Source organism: Streptomyces sp. NPDC048018 (assembly GCF_043202995.1).
GTDB lineage: Bacteria > Actinomycetota > Actinomycetes > Streptomycetales > Streptomycetaceae > Streptomyces.
This window is the reverse complement of record NZ_JBIDBK010000003.1, coordinates 551,945-569,546: the sequence shown is the minus strand read 5'-3', so window position 1 is coordinate 569,546 and position 17,602 is coordinate 551,945. Positions and strand designations below refer to the sequence as shown.

General features: G+C 74.9%; 16 protein-coding genes. 8 read left to right on the top strand and 8 right to left on the bottom strand.

What is annotated here, in order from left to right:
* Positions 1-2: 2 nt before the first annotated feature.
* Both ACGF1Z_RS13865 and ACGF1Z_RS13860 read right to left on the bottom strand, forming a co-directional pair.
* A complete protein-coding gene (locus tag ACGF1Z_RS13865) occupies positions 3-764 on the bottom strand; it encodes a glycosyltransferase (RefSeq protein ID WP_393003392.1) in 762 nt (253 codons plus the stop codon).
* A gap of 712 nt (positions 765-1,476) precedes the next feature.
* Complete coding sequence (locus ACGF1Z_RS13860) at positions 1,477-2,250, bottom strand: glycosyltransferase family 2 protein (RefSeq protein WP_393003390.1); 774 nt, start codon at positions 2,248-2,250, stop codon at positions 1,477-1,479.
* A gap of 213 nt (positions 2,251-2,463) precedes the next feature.
* Between ACGF1Z_RS13860 and ACGF1Z_RS13855 the strand changes: the two genes are divergently transcribed.
* The 5 genes from ACGF1Z_RS13855 to ACGF1Z_RS13835 all read left to right on the top strand — a co-directional run bounded on the left by ACGF1Z_RS13855 (position 2,464) and on the right by ACGF1Z_RS13835 (position 9,876).
* On the top strand, positions 2,464-4,290 hold the full coding sequence (locus ACGF1Z_RS13855; RefSeq protein ID WP_393003388.1) for a glycoside hydrolase family 15 protein: 1,827 nt from the start codon (positions 2,464-2,466) through the stop codon (positions 4,288-4,290).
* Positions 4,291-4,553: 263 nt separating this feature from the next.
* Positions 4,554-5,588: a phosphoesterase gene (locus ACGF1Z_RS13850; protein WP_393003386.1), complete on the top strand. Its 1,035-nt coding sequence runs from the start codon at positions 4,554-4,556 to the stop codon at positions 5,586-5,588.
* Between the two features lie 50 nt (positions 5,589-5,638).
* Positions 5,639-7,864, top strand: a complete 2,226-nt coding sequence (locus ACGF1Z_RS13845; protein WP_393003384.1) for an NADP-dependent isocitrate dehydrogenase — start codon at positions 5,639-5,641, stop codon at positions 7,862-7,864.
* Between the two features lie 97 nt (positions 7,865-7,961).
* Positions 7,962-8,252 carry a hypothetical protein gene (locus tag ACGF1Z_RS13840; protein ID WP_393003382.1) on the top strand — a complete coding sequence of 97 codons (291 nt, stop codon included), beginning with the start codon at positions 7,962-7,964 and terminating at the stop codon, positions 8,250-8,252.
* 85 nt (positions 8,253-8,337) lie between these two features.
* Positions 8,338-9,876, top strand: coding sequence for a sigma-70 family RNA polymerase sigma factor (locus tag ACGF1Z_RS13835; protein ID WP_393003380.1), 1,539 nt, complete (start codon positions 8,338-8,340; stop codon positions 9,874-9,876).
* 10 nt (positions 9,877-9,886) lie between these two features.
* Here the strand turns inward: ACGF1Z_RS13835 and ACGF1Z_RS13830 are convergent, their stop codons facing one another.
* The 4 genes from ACGF1Z_RS13830 to ACGF1Z_RS13815 all read right to left on the bottom strand — a co-directional run bounded on the left by ACGF1Z_RS13830 (position 9,887) and on the right by ACGF1Z_RS13815 (position 13,769).
* Positions 9,887-10,567, bottom strand: a complete 681-nt coding sequence (locus tag ACGF1Z_RS13830; RefSeq protein ID WP_393003378.1) for a CAP domain-containing protein — start codon at positions 10,565-10,567, stop codon at positions 9,887-9,889.
* 118 nt (positions 10,568-10,685) lie between these two features.
* A complete protein-coding gene (locus ACGF1Z_RS13825; RefSeq protein WP_393003376.1) occupies positions 10,686-11,573 on the bottom strand; it encodes a universal stress protein in 888 nt (295 codons plus the stop codon).
* Between the two features lie 275 nt (positions 11,574-11,848).
* Complete coding sequence (locus ACGF1Z_RS13820) at positions 11,849-13,117, bottom strand: acyl-CoA dehydrogenase (protein WP_393003374.1); 1,269 nt, start codon at positions 13,115-13,117, stop codon at positions 11,849-11,851.
* A gap of 193 nt (positions 13,118-13,310) precedes the next feature.
* The gene (locus ACGF1Z_RS13815) at positions 13,311-13,769 is read right to left on the bottom strand and encodes an RrF2 family transcriptional regulator (protein ID WP_393003372.1); all 459 of its coding nucleotides are present in this window, start codon (positions 13,767-13,769) and stop codon (positions 13,311-13,313) included.
* A gap of 412 nt (positions 13,770-14,181) precedes the next feature.
* Here ACGF1Z_RS13815 and ACGF1Z_RS13810 point away from each other — a divergent pair, with 412 nt between their 5' ends.
* The gene (locus ACGF1Z_RS13810; protein ID WP_393003370.1) at positions 14,182-15,039 is read left to right on the top strand and encodes a glutathione S-transferase C-terminal domain-containing protein; all 858 of its coding nucleotides are present in this window, start codon (positions 14,182-14,184) and stop codon (positions 15,037-15,039) included.
* Between the two features lie 51 nt (positions 15,040-15,090).
* Here ACGF1Z_RS13810 and ACGF1Z_RS13805 read toward each other — a convergent pair whose 3' ends face one another.
* A complete protein-coding gene (locus ACGF1Z_RS13805; RefSeq protein WP_393003368.1) occupies positions 15,091-16,128 on the bottom strand; it encodes an NAD-dependent epimerase/dehydratase family protein in 1,038 nt (345 codons plus the stop codon).
* Between the two features lie 142 nt (positions 16,129-16,270).
* On the opposite strand from ACGF1Z_RS13805, the gene ACGF1Z_RS13800 reads away from it, so the two are divergent.
* Positions 16,271-16,537 (top strand): DUF5133 domain-containing protein, encoded by a 267-nt coding sequence (locus tag ACGF1Z_RS13800; protein ID WP_393003366.1) that lies wholly within the window; start codon positions 16,271-16,273, stop codon positions 16,535-16,537.
* Positions 16,538-16,588: 51 nt separating this feature from the next.
* Positions 16,589-16,966 carry a DUF3040 domain-containing protein gene (locus ACGF1Z_RS13795; protein ID WP_393003364.1) on the top strand — a complete coding sequence of 126 codons (378 nt, stop codon included), beginning with the start codon at positions 16,589-16,591 and terminating at the stop codon, positions 16,964-16,966.
* Here ACGF1Z_RS13795 and ACGF1Z_RS13790 read toward each other — a convergent pair.
* Complete coding sequence (locus ACGF1Z_RS13790) at positions 16,959-17,591, bottom strand: DUF6058 family natural product biosynthesis protein (protein ID WP_393003362.1); 633 nt, start codon at positions 17,589-17,591, stop codon at positions 16,959-16,961. The two genes, ACGF1Z_RS13795 and ACGF1Z_RS13790, sit on opposite strands and share 8 nt — an antisense overlap.
* Positions 17,592-17,602: the final 11 nt, after the last annotated feature.

Below are 17,602 nucleotides of genomic sequence, written 5' to 3'. Positions count from 1 at the left end.
CGTCACCTGGCCAGGGAGAGCCGCAGCAGATCGGTCATGGAACGCAGCCCGTCGCGACGCGCGGAGAAGGTCGACCCCTCCTGGTCCGTCCACTCCACGGGCACCTCCACGACGTCGTGCCCGGCCCTGACGACGTGGGCGAGGAGTTCCACGTCGAAGGCGAAGCCGTCGACGCGGCAGTCGCGGACGATCTCCCGGGCGAGCGGGCCGGGGAAGAACTTGAAGCCGCACTGGGTGTCGGCGATGTCCGGCAGCGTCAGATGCGCGAGCGCGCGGAACAGCGCGCCGCCGCCACGGCGCAGCCTCGGCTGCTCGACGGCGAGGTGGGCGCCGGGCGCGTGCCGGGAGGCGATCACGGCGCCGTGGCCGGCGCGCAGGAGCACCATGACCGGGTCGAGGGTCTCGATGGGGGTCGCGTTGTCGGCGTCGGCGAAGCCGATGAAGCGGGCGGTGGAGGTCTCGATGCCGCGCCGCACGGCGGCGCCCTTGCCCCGGTCGCCGCAGCCGATCACGTGGAAGCCCACCGAGCGCCCCATCGCGGAGGAGGCGAAGCGGTCCACGCAGTCCGGGGTGCCGTCCACGCTGTTGTTGTCGACCACGACCACGGCGGACGACCAGGGGCGGCGGGCCAGGAAGCCCAGGGCGGCGGCCACGGTGGCCGGCAGCCGCTCGCGCTCGTTGAAGGCCGGGATGATCAGTTCGAGTTCGACCGGGGGCCGGGTGAGCGAACGGGGGAGCGGGGCATGCGCGTCGACGTCGGTCATCGCGCCTCGCCTCCTCGGGGGAGGGCGCGGCGCGCGGCTCGCGCGGGGGTACGGGGGATGACGGGGATCAGTGCGGGCACGGGCGCCCGGTCCCGCGGTGCGGCCGTGAGCGGGGCGTGCGGGGCGACGGCCGGGGCCGCGGTCCTCGGGCCCGTGGATGCGGTGAGGCTCCTGGAGTCGGGGGGACCCGCGGACTCCGGCGGCCTTCGGCGGCATGCGGCGCGCGGCGGCGGAACCTCACGTGATCCACCGAGCGGACCGCCCGGCGAAGCCGCCCCGTGGCCTCCGCCGCCTCGTTCCCCGCTCGCTCCCCGGCCCGACGGGCCTGACGGGCTCGTCGAGCGCCGTCGGCCGCCCGCGGTACGGGTCCGCACGGCGCGGGAGCGCCTGCGGCGCGCGGCCGTGCGGGGCCGGTGGTTCTCGGAGTGGCGGCGGCAGCGCCGATCCGCCTCGCGGACGCGGTCGGAGGCGCGCCGGGCGGGGTGTGCCGGGGTGCGTCGGGAGCGCTCGCAGGGTGAACGGCGGCGCGCCTCGGCGGAGGGCCAGTCGGTCACCCGGCGCAGCGGATGCGGGACGGGTGCCACCGGCGCTCGGCTGATGAGGAGGGAGGTCATGACGCGCCTCTTCCGACAACCGACCCTGCCGAGGGTCTGGGACGCACTGCCGAGGGCAATGCACTGACTTCCAGCCCTATCACCCGTTCTGTCGGGCGTCAACCGCTGCCCGCCACGATGCGGTGGAGCGCGTTGCGCGGGCGCTGGGAGACCAGCGTGCCCAGGATGCGGGTGCCGTCACGGACGGTGCGGGGGTGCGACGGCCCGTCGCGCCGCTGGAGTTCGTGGCTCGGGACCTCGGCGATGCGCAGCCCGTAGTGCAGGGCGTGCGCGACGATCTCGGCTCCGAGTTCCACGCCGTCCTCGTGCAGGTCGAGCAGGTCGATGAATTCCCGGCGGAAAGCGCAGAATCCGTACCAGAGATCGGTCAGCCGCTGCCCGTAGAGCTGGCGGGCGAGCCTCAGCAGCGCCCGGTGGCCGAGCCGTCTGACCAGCGGATAGGAGGCCGTGTCCCCGCCCGCGATGAAGCGCGAACCCTTGACGAAGTCGAATCCGCTGTCGAGGTAGTGCAGGTAGTGCGGGATCTCCCGGGGCGACATGCTGCCGTCGCCGCCGATCAGGACGACGTGATCGCCGGTCGCGGCCAGCAGTCCGGCGTGCGGGACGTCGCCGGCCGCGTGGTTCCACGGCCCGAGACGGCGTACGACGACCCCGTCGGCAGTCCGCCCGGTGCCTGCCGCACCCGCTCCGACCAGCACGATCTCCCTTACGGCGGCGGGGAGCTGGGGGAACAGCCACGTCGTGTCGGGATCGCCCGGACGCACCGCGACCACCAGACTCGCCGTGCGGGCGGCGGTCGCCGGATCGCGGTCCGTGGCGCGGCGCATCGGGTGCGGGTGCGGCTCGCCGCTCGTGGGACTCGTACCGCTCATGGCTGGTCCTCCGGAACTCCGCGGACGCTCTTCATGATCGGCTGCCGTCCTCCCCGGGTCAAGGAATGCCGGGCGATCGTGGATTTCCCGCGGAAAGGTTATGCGGAGGGCCGTGAATTCATCTGTGCGGCGAGGCATCCGCCCGGTCGCCGTGACGATCACGGGGGCCGCGCATTTTCTGCGGACACGAACTCAGGGGAATACAATCCGGTCATGGCAGGGCGAATTGAGGACTACGCCCTCATCGGCGATCTGGAGACGGCGGCTCTTGTCGGGCGAAACGGTTCGGTCGACTGGTGGTGCGTGCCGCGCTTCGACTCGCCCGCCTGCTTCGCCTCCCTCCTCGGTGACGGCGGCCACGGACACTGGACACTCGCGCCGGTGGGCAACCGGGTCTGCAGTCGCCGGAGTTACCGCGGTGACACCCTCGTGCTCGACACCGTCTGGGAGTCGGTGACCGGCACGGTCCGGGTCACGGACTTCATGCCGCCCCGTCAGGGCGGCCCACGGGTCGTCCGGGTCGTGGAGGGGATCGCCGGACGCGTCGACATGCGGGGCGAGTTGACGGTCCGCTTCGACCACGGCAGCGTCGTGCCCTGGACCCACGCCATCGACGCCCGCACCGTCGCCTCGGTCGCCGGACCCGACGCTACCCGGCTGCACTGCGGTCCGGGTGCGGGTGAACCCGTCGTCACCGCCGACCGCACCACCTTCGCCTTCCCCGTCACCGCGGGCCGTCGCGTCACGTTCGCCCTCGGCTGGCACCCGTCCCACGCCCCCGCGCCTCCGGCGCCCGACGCGCTCGCCGCCCTCGACCGGACGCTCGCCTTCTGGAACGACTGGGCCTCCGGACTCCACTACGAGGGCCCCGCCCGCGAGGCCGTCATCCGCTCGCTCGTGGTGCTCAAGGCCCTCACCTACGAACCGACCGGCGGGGTCATCGCCGCCGCCACCGCCTCGCTGCCCGAGTGCATCGGCGGCCGGCGGAACTGGGACTACCGCTTCTGCTGGCTGCGCGACTCCACCTTCACCCTCTCCTGCCTGCTGCGCAGCGGCTACCGCCGGGAGGCCCTCGCCTGGCACGACTGGCTCGTCCGCGCCGTCGCCGGGGACCCGGCCGACCTCCAGCCGCTGTACGGCGTGGGCGGGCAGCGCCGGCTGCCCGAGACCCTGGCCGACTGGCTTCCGGGCTACGAGAACTCACGCCCCGTCAGATTCGGCAACGCGGCCGTCGGGCAGTTCCAGCTCGACATCTACGGCGAGGTCCTGAACACCCTCTACTCCGCCGTCCGGGCGGGCGTCGCGATCGACGGACAGGTGTGGAGCCTGATGGCCGCCCTCCTGGAGTACGTCGACAAGCACTGGCGCGAGCCCGACGAGGGCATCTGGGAAGTCCGCGGCCCACGGCGCCAGTTCGTCCACTCCAAGGTGATGGCCTGGGTCGCGGCCGACCGGGCGCTGCGCCTCGCCCGGGTCGCCGGGCTGCGCACCTCGGTGCGCCGCTGGCAGGCCCTGCGCGCCGAACTCCGCGACGAGATCTGCCGGTTCGGCTGGAGCGAGGAGCGGCAGTCCTTCGCGCAGTACTACGGCAGCCGCCGTGTCGACGCCACCGCCCTGCTGATCCCGCGCCTCGGCTTCCTGCCCGCCCACGACCCCCGGGTGCTCGGCACCGTCCGCGCCATGGCGGGCCTGGAGGACCGTGGCTTCCTGCGCCGCTACGACGAGGTCTCCAACGGCGAGGTGCACGAGATCGACGGCCTGGACGGCGCCGAAGGGGCCTTCCTCGCCTGCACGTTCTGGTACGCCGACGCCCTCGCCGTCACCGGCCGCCCGGCCGAGGCCCGTACGGTCTTCGAACGCGTCCTGGACGTCCGCAACGACGTCGGTCTGCTCGCGGAGGAATGGGATCCGGCGGGGGGCCGCCAGCTCGGCAACATGCCCCAGGCGCTGAGCCACGTCGCCCTGGTCGACACCGCCTACGTGCTGGACGGGACGCGCCGCCGCGCACGCACCCCCGCCCGCCGGGCGGCCGCGGCATGATCACGTCCCTCGGCGCCGTGTCGTGCACCGGCGCCGGAGGGCGCGCACCGGTCCGCCGGCGCGCGGAGCGGGCGCGGCCGCGCCGGCGAGGAGACCGGCCCCGCCGTCCCGGCCCTGATGACGGGCGCGGGCCTGCCTGCCGATGACGGGCGCGGTCCCGCTCGCCGTCGGATCCCGGACGCAGTCCCGGACCCGCGGGCCGGCCGGTGCCGTTCGGGCGTCTCCAGCGGGCGTCCGCGCCCGCACCGGGGTCGAATCGAGGCATGGCACCCTTCGACAGGCCCCGTACCGGCAGCTCCCCGCCGAGCATCGCCGCCGGTGACACGTGGTGGTACGCCGCCGTCGCCGGTGAGGCCGCCGGATCCTTCACCGCCCGTGTCCGCATACGCATGCGGCGGGCCTGCCTCGCCGCCGTCCTCCTGCTCACCGTCGCCTACGCCGGACTCGTGCTCACCGCGACCGGGCGGCGCTGGGGCGACGCCGTCACCGCCGGACGGCTCGCCGACCCCGCCGTGGCGCGGTTCCTCGCCGAGCACCCCGCGCTCCAGGGGCTGAGCACCCTCGCCCCGGCCGCGACGCTTCTCGCGCTCGTGGCCGTCGGCGTGCTGCGCAAGCGGTACGCGCTCACCGGCGCCGCGCTCGGCACCCTCGCCGTCACCCTCCTCGTCACGGCGCTCCTCCAGCGGTACGCGCCCGGCCCGCACCTCGTCGACGCCTCGGGAGCCACCGTCCGGAGCGGCTTCCCCAGCGCCGCCGCCGTGATCGCCACCGGCGGCGCCCTGGGCCTTCTGCTCGTCGTCCCGCACCGGCTGCGCGGCATCGCCGTCGGCCTCGGCGCCCTGCTGGCCGTCGCCGCCGGCGCGTACGGGATCGCCTCGGGACACCGGCGGGCCGGCGACGTGATCGCCGCCGACCTCCTGGTGCTCGCGGCCTTCGCCGCGCTCGTCGCCCTCCTGGCCCGCCGGGGCGAGGTCCGGCCCGCGCCCCGGCGCGGCCTGCCCCACCGGCGGCTGCTCGTGCTGCTGCCGCTCGCCGTCCTCGCGGCCGGCGGCCTGGCCGCGGGCGGCTACCTCCTCGCCGGCTGTCTGCCCGGCGCCGGACCCGTCCCCGCCGAGCTCCCCCGGCTCGCCCACCGCTGCGGCCAGGCCCTCGCCGCCGGGACGGGGGCGGCCACGGCCCTCGTCCTGCTGGGGCTGCTGCGCCACGTCGACCTCGACCCGGGACCCCCTCCCTACCGGATCACGCCAACCGTTGCCGAGGACCCCTTTTCCGAGGAGCCCGATCACGAGATATCTTGATGTCGAGCAATCTTGAGACGCAGACGCAGACGTGGAGCGGAGCACACCCGGTGACTGACTCGACCATCATCTACACGCACACTGACGAGGCGCCCGCCCTGGCGACCTACTCGTTCCTGCCCGTGATCCAGGCCTACGCCTCGACCGCCGGCATCAACGTCGAGACGCGTGACATCTCCCTGGCCGGGCGCATCATCGCCAGCTTCCCGGAGCGTCTCGAAGAGGGCCAGCGCATCGCGGACGCCCTCGCCGAGCTCGGCGAGCTGGCCAAGACGCCCGCCGCCAACATCATCAAGCTGCCCAACATCTCGGCCTCGATCCCGCAGCTCAAGGCCGCGATCGCCGAGCTCCAGGCCCAGGGCTACGCCCTCCCGGACTACCCGGACGACCCGCGGACCGACGAGGACAAGGACGTCCGCGCCCGCTACGACAAGGTCAAGGGCTCGGCCGTCAACCCGGTCCTGCGCGAGGGCAACTCCGACCGTCGTGCCCCCGGCGCGGTGAAGAACTACGCCAAGACCCACCCCCACCGCATGGGTGCCTGGTCCGCCGATTCCCGGACCAACGTGGCCACCATGGGGCAGAACGACTTCCGCTCCACCGAGAAGTCCGCCGTGGTCTCCGAAGCCGGCTCCCTGCGCATCGAGCACGTCGCCGCCGACGGCACCACCACCGTGCTCCGCGAGTCCGTCCCCGTCCTCGCGGGCGAGGTCGTCGACGCCTCCGTCATGCGCGCCGCGGCCCTGCGCACCTTCCTCTCGGAGCAGGTCGCCCGCGCCAAGGCCGAGGGCGTGCTCTTCTCCGTGCACCTCAAGGCCACGATGATGAAGGTCTCCGACCCGATCATCTTCGGCCACGTCGTGCGCGCCTTCTTCCCGAAGACCTTCGCCAAGTACGGCGAGGTCCTGGCCGGCGCCGGCCTCTCCGCCAACGACGGCCTCGGCACCGTCCTCAAGGGCCTGGAGTCCCTCCCGCACGGCCTCGGCGAGGAGATCAAGGCCTCCTTCGACGCCGAGCTCGCCGAGGGCCCGGCCCTCGCGATGGTCGACTCCGACAAGGGCATCACCAACCTGCACGTCCCGTCCGACGTGATCGTCGACGCCTCGATGCCGGCCATGATCCGCACCTCCGGCCACATGTGGGGCCCGGACGGCCAGGAGGCCGACACCCTCGCCGTCCTCCCGGACAGCTCCTACTCCGGCGTCTACCAGGCCGTGATCGAGGACTGCCGCGCCCACGGCGCCTTCGACCCGGCGACCATGGGCTCCGTCCCGAACGTCGGCCTCATGGCGCAGAAGGCCGAGGAGTACGGCTCCCACGACAAGACCTTCGAGATCGCCGCCGCCGGCACCGTCCGCCTCGTCGACGCCTCCGGCAACGTGGTCCTGGAGCAGGAGGTCGCCGAGGGCGACATCTTCCGCGCCTGCCAGACCAAGGACCTGCCGGTCCAGGACTGGGTCAAGCTCGCGGTCACCCGCGCCCGCGCCACCGGTGCCCCGGCCGTCTTCTGGCTGGACGAGGAGCGCGCCCACGACGCGCAGCTGATCGCCAAGGTCAAGGCGTACCTCCCGGAGCACGACACCGAGGGCCTCGAGATCAAGATCCTGTCCCCGGTCGAGGCGACCAAGTTCTCCCTGGAGCGCATCCGCCGCGGCGAGGACACCATCTCGGTCACCGGCAACGTCCTCCGTGACTACCTGACCGACCTCTTCCCGATCCTGGAGCTGGGCACCAGCGCCAAGATGCTCTCGGTCGTCCCGCTGATGGCGGGCGGCGGCCTCTTCGAGACCGGTGCCGGCGGCTCCGCCCCGAAGCACGTCCAGCAGCTCGTCAAGGAGAACTACCTGCGCTGGGACTCGCTCGGCGAGTTCTTCGCGCTGGCCGCCTCCTTCGAGCACCTGGCCACCACCACGGGCAACGCCCGCGCCCAGGTCCTCGCGGACACCCTCGACCGCGCCACCGGCACCTTCCTCAACGAGGACAAGTCGCCGACCCGTCGCGTCGGTGGTATCGACAACCGCGGCAGCCACTTCTACCTGGCCTTCTACTGGGCCCAGGAGCTGGCCGCGCAGACCGAGGACGCGGAGCTGGCCAAGGCCTTCGCGCCGTTCGCCGAGACGCTCGCCGCCAACGAGCAGAAGATCGTCGACGAGCTGATCGCCGTCCAGGGCTCCCCGGCCGACATCGGCGGCTACTTCCAGCCCGACCCGGCCAAGGCCGCGGCCGTGATGCGCCCCTCCGCCACGTTCAACGAGGCCATCACCACCCTCGCCTGATCGCGGACCGACGCGGCACCGCCCCGGCCGGACACCCCGTCCGGCCGGGGCGGTCGCGTCAGTGGCGCATCCGCCGTCCGGGTGTGAGTCTGGATGGATGAGCTGGGCATCATGGACGACCGCCGGTGTCTACACCGGGCGGGGCGGGGTGCTGACCGTCGAGGCAGGAGTGCTCACGGGCGACCTGACCGTGCACACCACCTTCATCGACGCCGAGGCACGTGTGGCCGTGCAGTACAGCGGCGCATCCGACTGGTTCACCATGTCGGGCAGTCCGGTTCCCTGCGGATCGGAGGAGGAGAGCCGCGACCTGCACGACGCCGTCGTCGCGGCCGTACGCGAAGGAGGCGGGGCCACCGTGCCGATCCTGCCGTACCTGTCGGGGTAGTAGCCGCGCGAAAAAGTGTTGTCCCCCATGCTCCCGAGGGTCTCCCAGAAGAACCGCAGGACAGCACCCGAGGGAAGCAGAGAACATGCAGAACGAGGAGCTCCGCACCGCCGCGCTGGTAGAGGCGGTGCGGGCCGGTGACGCGCGTGCCGGGGACGAACTCGTACGGGCCTTTCTGCCGCTCGTCTACAACATCGTCGGCCGCGCCCTCGACGGGCACGCCGACGTGGACGACCTCGTCCAGGAGACGATGGTCCGCGCCCTCGACGGGCTGCCCTCCCTGCGCGACCCCGCCCGGTTCCGTTCCTGGCTGGTCGCCATCGCGATGAACCGGATACGGCGCCGCTGGCGGGAACGCCGGCAGGCGCCGTCGCCCGGCCTCGACCGGGCGACCGAGCTCGCCGATCCGGCCGGCGACTTCACCGACCTCGCCATCCTGCGGCTCGGCCTCACCGGCCAGCGCCGCGAGGTCGCCGAGGCCACCCGCTGGCTCGACGAGGACGACCGCGAGGTGCTCTCCCTCTGGTGGCTGGAGGCCGCGGGCGAGCTGACCCGCGCGGAACTCGCCGCCGCCCTCGACATCCCGCCCCGGCACGCCGCCGTGCGGGTCCAGCGCATGAAGGCCCGCCTGGAGACCGGCCGCGTCGTCGTCCGGGCGCTCGCCGCGGTCCCGCCCTGCCCGGCGCTGGCCGAGACCACCGCCCACTGGGACGGCGCCCCGTCGCCGCTGTGGCGCAAGCGGCTCGCCCGCCACCTCGACGGCTGCCGCCACTGTGCGCCCACCCGCAGCGGGCTCGCCCCCGCCGAGGGCCTCCTCGTCGGGCTCGGCCTGGTGCCCCCGCTGCTCGTCTGGGCGGGCCGAGGTGGGGACGCCGCCCTGGACACGGCCGCGTGGGCGGGGCAGGACGTACCGCTCGCCCCGGCGGACCCGGCTCCCACGGCCGGACCGAGCCCGGCCGGGCCCGGCCCCGCCGGACCGAACCCCGCCGGACCTGGCCCCGTCGGGCCGGGTGGCCCGGGGTGGCGGGCCTGGGGCGCCGGGGCCGCCGCCGTCGCCGTGCTCGGCGGCGTGATCCTCTTGCTGCCGGGCGAGCGGGACGCGGAGGCCGAGGTGCGGGCGCCGGTGGCGGTCACGCCGACCGCCAGGGTGACCCCCGTGAAGCGCCCCACGCCGACCCCGCCCCCTCCGTCCCCCACGCCGTCGCCCACCCCGGCCCGGACCCGGACCCCGGAGCCGAGCCCCGAGGAGCGGGTGACCCGGCTGGTGAACCGGCACCGGGCCGAGGCGGGCTGCGGCCCGCTGCGCGCCGATCCGGAACTGGCCGCCGTGGCCCGGGCGTACGGCGAGGACATGGTGGAGCGCCGTTCGTACGGCCACCGCGGCCCCGACGGCACGGATCCCGGCACCCGGATGACGGCGGGCGGCTACACCTGGAGCGCCTGGGCCGAGAACCTGGCCCGTGGACAGTCCGACCCGTCCTCGGTCGTCGCCGACTGGATGGCCGACGCCCCGCACCGGGCCAACATGCTCGACTGCCGCTACCGGGACACCGGCGTCGCAGCGGTCTCCGGCCCCGACGGCACGGTGTGGGTCCAGGAGCTGGCCACCCCGCTCGGGCCGTAGCGACCGCGGCTCAGCGGCCCGTGGCGAAGTCCTGGACCCACCACGGGCCGTTGGCCCGCAGGTTCACGCCGACCCCGATGTCCTCGAACGCGCAGTTGAGGATGTTCTTGCGGTGGCCCGGGCTGTGCATCCAGTCCTCCACCGCCTCGGCGGGCGACTCCGGACCGCGGTGGATGTTCTCGCCCCAGGACGTCCACGGGTAGCCGGCCGCCGTCATCCGGTCGCCCGCGTCCCGCCCGTCCTTGCCGACGTGGGCGTAGGAGGCCCGGGCCGCCATGTCGTCGGCGTGCCCCTGCGCCGCCTCGCCGAGCCGGGCGTCCGACCGCAGCGGGGCGCAACCGGCCTTCTTGCGCTCGGCGTTGGTCAGCAGTACCACCTGCGTCACGTACCGGCCCACGGCGGCGGCCCGGTCGGGCAGCGAGGCGGCGCGGGCGGCGCTGACCGTGCCGGTCCGCGCGAGGGACGGCGGGGCCGCCTGCCCGCCCGGGCCGGACGGAGCGCCAGGAGCGGTCGCGTACAGCCCGGTCGCCACCGTGAGGGCCGCCGCGAGCGTGCCCGTGACGAGCGCCGCCGTACGGAGGGACGGCCCCGGCCGGCCCGGTCCGCGACGCCGGTGCCGGCCGCCGCGGACGCCGGGCGGCCGGGCACGGCGTCCCTGGGTGTCGCCTGCGTCGTACGCGTCGTGCTGCATGGAGCTCCGCTCTCGTTACGGGCCCACCGGGCCGCCCGGCATCCGGAGCGTCACCGGGACGACGGTGGGAGGAGACGGCGGTATTCCTGTCCTGCCCCGGAGAACGCGACACTCCTCGTCAATCCTGCGCGTCAACCTCCTGCGGCACCACTGCCACGGGGCAGGGCGCGAGGTGCAGCGCCGCGTGGGCCACCGAGCCGATGCGCGCCCCGAGCGCCCCGCGCCGGGCCCGCCGCCCCACCACGAGCAGCTGCGCCGCCCCGGACCGGGACAGCAGTACCTGCCCGGCGCTGCCCAGCTCCACGTGCTCCGTCACCGGCACGTCCGGGTAGCGCTCCCGCCAGGGCGCGAGTGCCTCGCGCAGCGCCTTCTCCTCGTACGGCACGAGACCGCCCGCCTCGTCGGCGAGGCGCAGTGAGGCCGGGCTGTAGGCGAAGAGCGGCGGCAGGCTCCAGGCCCGCACCGCCTGGACCCCCGCTCCGCGCGCCGCGGCCGTCGCGAAGGCGAAGCCCAGCGCCGCCGCGCTGTCCTCCGGAGTGCCGTGCTGGCCCACCAGGATCTCCCCGGTGGGCGGTTCGGCCGCCTCGCCGTCGCGCGAGCGGACCGCGACGACCGGCACCCCGGCGTCCGCGATGACCTGCTGTCCGTACGAGCCGAGCAGGAAGCCCGCCACGGCTCCGTGTCCGCGCGAGCCGATGACGAGCAGCTCGGCGTGCTCCGTGGCGCCCAGCAGGGCGGCCACCGGAGTGTCGCCGATCACCTCGGTGCTCAGGGCGAGCTCCGGGTGCCGCTCCGCGACCGCGCTCTCCGCCTCGCGCAGCACTTCCCGGGCCGCCTGCTGCTGCTCCGTCGGGTCCTGAAGCAGCGGCAGGTCGAGGGGCTCCCAACGCCAGGCGTGGACGAGCCGCAGCGGCAGCCCGCGGTGCAGCGCCTCGCGGGCGGCCCAGTCCGCCGCGGCCAGGCTCTCCGGCGAACCGTCCACTCCCGCGACGATCTCACGACTCATCAGACTGCCTCCCTCGGCCCGTGGTCGGACCCGCCGGACGACGGGGCCGATGTCTCCAGCTTGGGCCCATGGACCGTGCGGGGGCAGGGCCGGACGTCCCGACCTGCCGTGCCGTCCGGCCCGGATCCGAGGGGCCCGGCACCGTGCCGCCGGGCTCGATCGTGCCGTACCGGCATGGGACCGGCCGCCCGTCGCGCCACCGGCGCCGCGGCGCCCGGCCCGGGGCGTGTCCTTCGGACCGGGCCGCGAGCCCGGCCTGATCCGGAGACAAGGCCTTAGGCCAGGAGGGTGAGCCGGGCGTGGGTGCCGTGGAGGTAGTGGTCGCCGATGTCCCGCAGCCGGTGGTCCGGCGAGACCGGGGCGGTGAGCGCCCGGACGTTCCGCCAGAAGCGGTCGAATCCGGACCCCGCGCCGTGCGGGTCCGCGGCCGCGGCCGGATCCATGAGCTGCAGGACGCGGGTGGTGATGTCGACGGCGGCTCGGTTGGCCACGGTCTCGGCCGCGGCGACCAGGACGGCGATGTCGGCCCGTTCCTCGACGTCGAGGGCCCGTTCGGCGAGCAGCCCGTGCGCCAGGGCGTCCGTCGCCCGCTCCGCCACGGCGGCGGCGGTGTGCGCGGACGTCGCCAACTCCCCGTAGGCCAGCAGCAGGTACGGGTCGTCGCCGGCGGGGGCGGCGCCGCCGGCCGGGCGCGGCGGGGCGGCCTGGGTGGCCCGGCTGACGTCCCGGGCCTCGGCGAGCGCGCCCTCGGCGATGCCGAGCGCGACGTGCACCAGGAGCAGCCGCAGGGCGAGCGGCGCCAGGGTCGAGTACGGGGCGACGGCGTGCTCGTCGTGCGGGAGCGCGCCGAGGACCTGCCCGGCCTCGACCTGCAGCCGGTCGAACGTGACCGTGCCGGCGCCCGCGAGGCGCTGGCCCATCCGCTCGGGGCCCGGGTCGGTGAGGACGGCCGGGTGCGCCGGATCCACCAGGACGAGCAGCAGGTCGCCGGTCTCCGTGCAACGGGCGCCGACGACGAGCCGGTCGGCGACCGTCACGCCGGAGGCGAAGGCGCGCCGGCCGTCGAGGACGTACGAGCCGCCGCCGGCCGGGGTGAGGGTGAGCCCCGCGGTTCCGCTCCCGGTGCGGGGTGGCTCGACCGCCCCGGCGAGCAGCCACCGTTCCTCCGCGGTGCGCCCGGCGAGGTCGAGCGGTCCGGCCGCCGGGCCGAGGAAGCGCGAGGTCCAGGACAGCACGCAGTGGTGGGCGAGGAGTTCGCCGATGGCACCGTCGGCGGCGGCGATCTCCCGGATCACCCCGCAGGCGGTCCGCCAGTCGGCGCCGCGCCCGCTGGTCCCGGGCGCGGTGAGCAGTGCGGGCAGCCCCGCCTCCTGGAGCCGCGCCACCTCGTCGAACGGCGGCTTGCCGGCCCGGTCCCTGACCAGGGCGTCCACGGCGAGATCGTCGGCGACCTCCCGGGTGACGCGGGGCCAGATCTCGTCGTCGGCCGGGCGGGGGGCCGCTGCGGAGGCGGTGCGTATCGCTGACTTCTTCGGCGTTCTCACGGCACCTCACCTGATCCCTGGTTTTCCCACTGGAATAGTAGGGATAGTGGCAGAGGGTCGGGGCGGCGCCCAACAGGCGTCCGCATCGCGGACCTTGGATTCTCGAAAGGTGAGACGTCAGACCGGACTCGGCCGACCGGGGATGAGCGGACGGCCGCCGGGCGCCGGAGCCTCCCGGGGCCGGCACGGACCCTCAGGGGTTGGTCCAGGCCTCCGGGTCCTCCGCCAGCGCCACGATCTCCGGCGGGAGCCCGTCGGTGGCCAGCTGGGCCAGTGACACCCCGTCGAGGACCTGGCGCACGTTCGCCCGCAGTGCCACCCACAGCGTCAGCAGCGACTCGGCCGGGCCCGTGTAGGACAGCTCCGGCGGCCGCACCCCGCGCACCGACACCAGCGGACCCTCGACGCAGCGGATCACATCGGCGACCGAGATGTCCCCGGCCGGCTTCGCGAGCCAGTAGCCGCCGTTGCCGCCGCGCTGGCTCTGTACCAGACCGCCCTTGCGCATGTCGCCCAGGATGCCCTCCAGGAACTTGTGCGAGATCCCCTGGTGCTCGGCGATGGCCTCGGCCTTCACGGGTCCGGCGTCCCGGGCCGCGGCGAGCTGGAGGGCGGCCCGCACCGCGTAGTCGGCCCTGGCTGAAATGCGCATACGCGCATTATGCCTAGGCGCCCCGTCCGCACCCTTGACGAGGGACGGCGACGCTCCCACACTCGAGACGGGAAACCGAGCGAACAGGTAGGGAAACATGAGAGCCGCCGCCGCACCGGACACGGCACACGCCGGCCGCCTGCCGCGCGCCCTGCCGCTCACCTCGCGCCGCCACATCGACCTGCTCCGGGTCTGCAGCGCGGCCTAGTCCGTCGAGGGACCCGGGGTCCGTCACGCCCTGAGCCGGCCGTCTCTCCCCCCGCGCACCCGCCCGAACACCGCGCGGCCGGGATCCGGCCCCGTCACGCCCGTGCCCGTTCCTTCCCGTACCTCTGCTGCCTCCGGGCGCGCGCCGACGCCGTCGTGCCGTCGCGCGCCGTCGCGACCCAGCACCGAGCACCCAGGGAGAACCATGTCCGTCGTCCCCTCCGTCGTCCCCGCCGCCACCGCCCCCGCCTTCCGGGGCCGCATCGGCCGCGACGAGCACAGCGGCCACTACGCCGTACCGCACCGCTACCGCCTCCACCTGGCCCCGGCCGACCCCGGCTGTCTGGGCGTCGCCGTGACCCACGGCCTGCTCGGTCTCGACGACACCCTGCCGCTGACCGTGCTGCCCGCCCTCGCCGACACGCCCGAGGGCGGGTACGCCGTGCTCCGTCCCCTGTACGAGGCCAGCGCCCATCTGTACCGGGGGCCGGCCGCCGCCCCCGTCCTCAGCGACGGCTGGACCGGCCGGATCGTCTCCACCCACGTGCCCGACATCCGGCGCGACCTCGCCCTCCGCTTCCGCGGCGACGGACCCGAACTGCTCCCCGAGGACCGGCAGGACGAGATCCGCGCCGTCGCCGACCTGTGCGAGCGCAGCGTCAACGCCGCCGCCCAGCGCGCCGGTGAACTCGGCCTCGACGACACGTCCGCCCACCACGACCCGCTGGCCGTGCTGTTCGCCGCGCTCGGCTCGCTGGAGCGGCGTCTCGCCCGCGGCCCGTACGTTCTCGGCGACGCGCTCACCGCCGCCGACGTGACCGTCTGGGTCACGCTCGTCCAGCTGGACACCGTCCACCGCTGGCACCTCGACGCCGCCGCCATGGACCGGGTCGCCGCCCATCCCGCCCTGTGGGCCTACGCCGCCCGGCTCGCCGCCCGTCCCGCCTTCGGCCGCCACCTCGACATCGACGCCCTGCTCGACCGGCACCGGGCCCACTGCCGCGGCCGCGAGGCGGCCGGCGCGGCCATGCGGATCGTGGACTGGGCGGCGGCCCGCGCCTGAACGACCCCCGGCGGGCTCCAGGGGGAGCCCGCCGGGGAATCGCCGTGCCGCTCAGCCGAAGCGGCGGCCGGCCAGGGGTTCCGTGGCGTCGCCGCCCCCTGCCCTGACCCCGCGCAGGAACGCCTCCAGGGCCTCCACCGAGGTCCGGGAAGGCTCCCAGTCCAGCTCGCGCCGCGCCCGCTCCGTCGCCATCAGCGGCAGGCGGAGGACCGCGTCGAACAGGTCCGGCGACGCGGGTACCACCCGCATCCGCCACGCCGCCGAGAGCGCGCTCCGGACCGCCGCGGTCGGCACCTTCACCGGCCGCGCGTCGAACAGCGCGGCCAGCGTGCCCGCGTCGACCGGCGGATCGGCCGCCACGTTGAAGGCGCCCCGGACGTCGCGCAGCAGCGCCAGCCGGTACGCCTCGGCCGCGTCGTCGGTGTGGAGCACCTGGAAGCGCAGACCGGACAGCTCCGGCAGCAGCGGGAGCAGTTCGGGCCGGAACAGCTGGCCCGGGAACCAGCGGCCCGCGAAGATCCGCCGCTGCTCGCTCGCCGCCTCCTCCTTGAACAGGAACCCGGGCCGCAGCCGCACCACCCGCGTCTGCGGATGGTCGCGCTCGAAGGTGTCCAGGACCCGTTCCAGATAGGCCTTCTCCCGGGTGTACGCGGCGCCGGGCCAGCCGTGCGTCGGCCAGGACTCCGACACCGGCGCGCCGTTCTCCGGCCCGGGGGAGTAGGCGCCGACCGAGGAGGCGTGCACCAGGACGGGGACGCGTGCCGCGGCCACCGTCTCGAAGACCCGCACGGAGCCGAGCACGTTGGTCCGCCAGGTCGCCACCGGGTCGTGCGTCGGCTGGAAGCGCCAGGCCAGGTGGACCACCGCGTCCGCGTCCGCCACGTACTGCGCGAGCCGCGGCTCGTCCCCCTCCAGCGAGAGGTCCACCTCGGCCCACTCCGTCTTCGTCAGGGTCAGTCCGGGCCTGCGCCGGGACAGGCCGAGCACCGACGCCACCCGGGGCTCCCGTTCCAGGGCCCGCACCAGGCTCGTCCCCACGTTCCCCGTGGCACCGGTGACGACCACGCGCAGTCGGTCGCTGGTGTTCATGTCTCGACCTTCCGTCATCGCGGGCGCTCCCGCACGCGGAGGAATCCGCGTGGTCACCCAGCGTGGTGCTGCGGGTCGCGCGGGTGAGCGTGTGACCCCACGATGGTGGAGCCGGGGGGCCAGGGCCGTACAGGAGGACCGGATGCTGCTCCCCGACCGCAACACGATCGACCGCCTGCTGCGGTGCTACCGCAGCCAGGAGCGGCTGGTCCTGGCCAGGCCGCACGACCCGGCGGCCCGCAGGCGGTTCGAGGACACCGTGTACACGCTGTGCGTCCTCATGGGAAAGCGCACCGGCGGCGAGGCGGCCCGGGCCGCGGAACGATACGTCGCCGAGCCGTCGCCGCTGCGGGAGTCCACACTGAAGGTGTGCGGTTCGAAGCGCACCGGCGGGGTGACCGCCGAGTAGCGCCATGGACGGGGCCGCACGCCCAGGGCCCATGGGTGGGAGGTGCCGGACATGGACGGGGCACAGCTCTCGCCGCGCGAGCGGCGGATCCTCGAGCAGATCGAGCACGACCTGGACGAGGACGCCGCTCTCGCCCGCACCTTCTCGACCGGCCACCGGCCCCGGCGGCGCGCCTCGCCGGCCGGCTCCCGTGCCCACCGCATCCTCGGGTCCGGCCGGCTCGCGGGCCCCGCGGCCGCCGTGCTCGGCCCCGTGGCGGTGGTCCTCTTCGTCATCGCCGTCGTCACCGAGTCCGCGGCCCTGATCTGGGCCTTCGCCGTCGTCTGGGTGCTCACCCTGATCTGTCTCATGCGCCTGGTGCTGCGGTGGTCCCACCGTCACCTCAGCGGGGACGAACGTCCGCGTCCGGACGACGGCGACGTCACCTGAGCGCGTCGCCGCCCCGGGCCGCCCGCGCGGGACGCGGGAAGCGCGCCCGTACGGCGTCGATGAAGACGTCCCGCGAGGTCGGGCCGCCGAAGCGCAGCCGGTCGTAGGGAGCGAACTCCGGTTCCAGCGCGTCCAGCTCGTCGACCAGGGCGTGCAGGGCGGCCGACCAGGGCGGCGAGTCGGGCCGCGGCCTGCCGACCGCCTCGGTGATCGCCGCGGTCAGTTCGTCCTTGCGCCGGATGGTGTCCGGGGCGACCCGGTGAAGACAGACGTACCGGCCGCTCAGATATGCCTCCCACTCCGCGGCGCCCTCCGCCGGGTCCTGCCAGTGCGCGACGAACCACCCGCGCAGCCGCTCGGCTCCGCCCGCCCGGGCCGCCAGGTCGAACAGATCGCGCGGGACCATCTCCGTCCCGTCCGACCGCAGATAGCCGGGCAGCGGCAGCAGCCCGTCCAGCATCTGCCGCCGCGCCTGCGCCACGTCCCGCCCCAGCTCCGTGCACAGGCCCTCCAGGGGCGTGAACCGCGCGGTGACATAGGCGTCGTCGGCCTCCGTCATCGGGTGGTCGCCGTTGACCTCCCGGAACCGCTGGGCGACCTCCGCCGCGTGGGTGCTCGTCCGCATGCCGCTCCTTC

Excerpts from the sequence above, each read along its gene's own strand:
- ACGF1Z_RS13865 (WP_393003392.1), bottom strand. The coding sequence starts at position 764 with ATGACCGACGTCGACGCGCATGCCCCGCTCCCCCGTTCGCTCACCCGG.
- ACGF1Z_RS13860 (WP_393003390.1), bottom strand. The coding sequence starts at position 2,250 with ATGAGCGGTACGAGTCCCACGAGCGGCGAGCCGCACCCGCACCCGATG.
- ACGF1Z_RS13855 (WP_393003388.1), top strand. The coding sequence starts at position 2,464 with ATGGCAGGGCGAATTGAGGACTACGCCCTCATCGGCGATCTGGAGACG.
- ACGF1Z_RS13850 (WP_393003386.1), top strand. The coding sequence starts at position 4,554 with ATGGCACCCTTCGACAGGCCCCGTACCGGCAGCTCCCCGCCGAGCATC.
- ACGF1Z_RS13840 (WP_393003382.1), top strand. The coding sequence starts at position 7,962 with ATGAGCTGGGCATCATGGACGACCGCCGGTGTCTACACCGGGCGGGGC.
- ACGF1Z_RS13835 (WP_393003380.1), top strand. The coding sequence starts at position 8,338 with ATGCAGAACGAGGAGCTCCGCACCGCCGCGCTGGTAGAGGCGGTGCGG.
- ACGF1Z_RS13830 (WP_393003378.1), bottom strand. The coding sequence starts at position 10,567 with ATGCAGCACGACGCGTACGACGCAGGCGACACCCAGGGACGCCGTGCC.
- ACGF1Z_RS13825 (WP_393003376.1), bottom strand. The coding sequence starts at position 11,573 with ATGAGTCGTGAGATCGTCGCGGGAGTGGACGGTTCGCCGGAGAGCCTG.
- ACGF1Z_RS13815 (WP_393003372.1), bottom strand. The coding sequence starts at position 13,769 with ATGCGCATTTCAGCCAGGGCCGACTACGCGGTGCGGGCCGCCCTCCAG.
- ACGF1Z_RS13810 (WP_393003370.1), top strand. The coding sequence starts at position 14,182 with ATGTCCGTCGTCCCCTCCGTCGTCCCCGCCGCCACCGCCCCCGCCTTC.
- ACGF1Z_RS13805 (WP_393003368.1), bottom strand. The coding sequence starts at position 16,128 with ATGAACACCAGCGACCGACTGCGCGTGGTCGTCACCGGTGCCACGGGG.
- ACGF1Z_RS13800 (WP_393003366.1), top strand. The coding sequence starts at position 16,271 with ATGCTGCTCCCCGACCGCAACACGATCGACCGCCTGCTGCGGTGCTAC.
- ACGF1Z_RS13795 (WP_393003364.1), top strand. The coding sequence starts at position 16,589 with ATGGACGGGGCACAGCTCTCGCCGCGCGAGCGGCGGATCCTCGAGCAG.
- ACGF1Z_RS13790 (WP_393003362.1), bottom strand. The coding sequence starts at position 17,591 with ATGCGGACGAGCACCCACGCGGCGGAGGTCGCCCAGCGGTTCCGGGAG.